The organism is Fimbriimonadales bacterium, from assembly GCA_035559795.1.
Taxonomy (GTDB): domain Bacteria; phylum Armatimonadota; class Fimbriimonadia; order Fimbriimonadales; family ATM1; genus DATMAR01.
Genome location: DATMAR010000010.1, coordinates 1 through 2,370 on the forward strand (window position 1 = coordinate 1; position 2,370 = coordinate 2,370).

At 52.6% G+C, this 2,370-nt stretch carries 1 protein-coding gene; it reads right to left on the minus strand.

The window, feature by feature from the left end; all coding sequences use genetic code 11:
* Positions 1 to 288: 288 nt before the first annotated feature.
* The gene (locus tag VNK96_06630) at positions 289 to 2,349 is read right to left on the minus strand and encodes a hypothetical protein (GenBank protein ID HWP31381.1); all 2,061 of its coding nucleotides are present in this window, start codon (positions 2,347 to 2,349) and stop codon (positions 289 to 291) included.
* Between the last annotated feature and the right edge of the window lie 21 nt (positions 2,350 to 2,370).

Here is a 2,370-nt window from a genome sequence, read left to right on the forward strand (position 1 = left end):
AAACGTCTTTGGGCAAAACCAACCAGTTTATTGCAACCGATGTGATAACCGCCCCTAACAAAATAAATAGTAATTTCATTGCTCTTCTCCTTGCGGATGCGTTTTACTTCGTTGCCCAGTTCGCATCCGGAATATACAAAATTATATAGCGGTTTTTTCCTATATTGTCGATAAGCTCACAATTTTAGAAAAAATCTCATGAGAGGTCCCGTTTTTGCAGAGTTTCTAAGTGCCATTTTTAGGAGATTGAATCCTTCAGCCATAGACAAGCATTAAGTCAGCCGCCTTTCATTTCAGCGAGACGATTCTCCAAGTGTCACGTAAAGAATATACGACTTCCGCTTGCCTCGTTTTCTGCGAAGACACGCGTCGAAGATTTGAGGTGATTGGGCGAGGTTGCTCGGAAACGTGGGCGTCTTCCAAGTTCCGCTGACTTCGTCTCTCTATCTCTAAATCCGGACAGTAGAAAATCCCGTATTCTTTCGGCACACCGTACAAATCCGGACGTATGTACTTGCCCTGGTGCTCCTCGGGTTTCTCCTGTTCCGTTTTGAATCCATGCTTCTGGATCCAAAGGTCGTTGCGAACTGCCTTCACTTCCCACGAAACTTTTACGTGAGGCTTGCTCGTGCGAATTACGAATTTGTTTTTCTGTATCTCTCGCACAACCTTCGCCAGCACGAAGTCATCGCTGTCGTCTATCACCGTGAGTTGATAGCGAAAGTCGCGGTTGATGGATTCGAAGTAGTCGGGAAGTTGTATGTTTGCGTAGCCCATGGCATCCGTTACCACGTTTCCGCTGTAGGCGTTATAGGGTTCAGGACCTTCTGTGCAGAAGTGGTTCAGGTAGTGGGTTTCAGGCATCAGTGGGTGGTCTATCTGGAACGACTTGGTGCCTGAGGCACCGAAGTTTCCATTAGAGTAGACCCCATAGCCCGAAGTGCTGTTGCTTTGCCCGTACACACCGTAAGTGTTGCCGCTACTGGCGGTTGCAAAGCCTCTGACGCCTCTGCCCGAAGTGCTGTCGCTTTGTCCAAGCACGCCGTAGGTGTTGCCGCTGGTGGCGGGTGCATAGCCAACGACGCCGCTGCCTGAAGTGCTTGCGCTTCGCCCATACACCCCGTAGGCGGTGCCGCTGGTGGCGGTTGATACGCCGAAGACGCCTCTGCCATCAGCGCTGGCGCTTTCAAACCGTCCGCCGTAAGTGGCACCGCTTGTGGCGGCTGCTAAGCCATAGACGCCGTAGCCCGTAGTGCTGTTGCTTCTCCCAACCACTCCATAATTAGCGCCGCTAGAGGCGGCTGCTAAGCCATAGACTCCTATGCCCGAAGTGCTGTTGCTTTGCCCATATACACCGTTGGCAGTGCCGCTGTTTGCAGGTGTAAAACCAACGACGCCTATGCCTGAAGTGCTGTCGCTTTGGCCCCACGCTCCGTAGGTGACGCCACTAGTGGAGGATGCGTAGCCGAGGACGCCGATGCCTGAAGTGCTGGCGCTTTGCCCATACACTCCGAAGGTGGTGCCGGTGGCTGCAGAGTGAAATCCATATATGGCGCGGCCCCCAATACCCGTTTCTACATGGAGACGGTAAAGCGGACTGCTCGTGCCAATGCCCGTATTCCCCGTGTTGTAGTAGATGCCGCTTCCCGATGCTTGCCAGAAGGCATCCTGTAGATCGGTGCTAGGCGACCACGTGCTGCCGTTCCACTTCAATACCTGACCGAAAGAAGGGGACGTAGAGGCTACCGCCTTGCCCTGCAAACCATCTACCAACGGGTTAGGATACGTCCCGGACAAATCTCCGCCAGCAGCACCGCTCGGAGGCGGAAGCGCTTGCCATGTACCTATCCCAGAAGCGTCCGAAGTCAGAACGCGACCAGCAGCAGCGCCCGTGGACATCTGAAACGCATCCGTCTTGATCGCACCCGCAATCAGTGTCCCCGATATGTTCACGTGACCCGTTTGCTGTATCCCAGGTGTCTCCGATTGAAGCAAAACAACGCCTATAGCTTCACGCTGTTCCCCTTGGGGCGCTTCCGGAACCGCATTCGGCAACGTCACCAAAACGTAATACTCTTTGCCTTCTATGAGATCATTTGCGTGCAAAGACGCGGTGTAAGTTCCATCCTTTACGACGGCAGTCGAAATGCTTCGGTAGGCAAAAACCCCCCTGTCTTTGTCAAAGAAGTTGAACGCCAATTCGGCATAGCCATCAGGGACGGATTTCCTCTTCACACTGCCGAACATCGTGAGTTCTCTCTCTTGTGCAGAAACGTCTTTGGGCAAAACCAACCAGTTTATTGCAACCGATGTGATAACCGCCCCTAACAAAATAAATAGTAATTTCATTGCTCTTCTCCTTGCGGATGC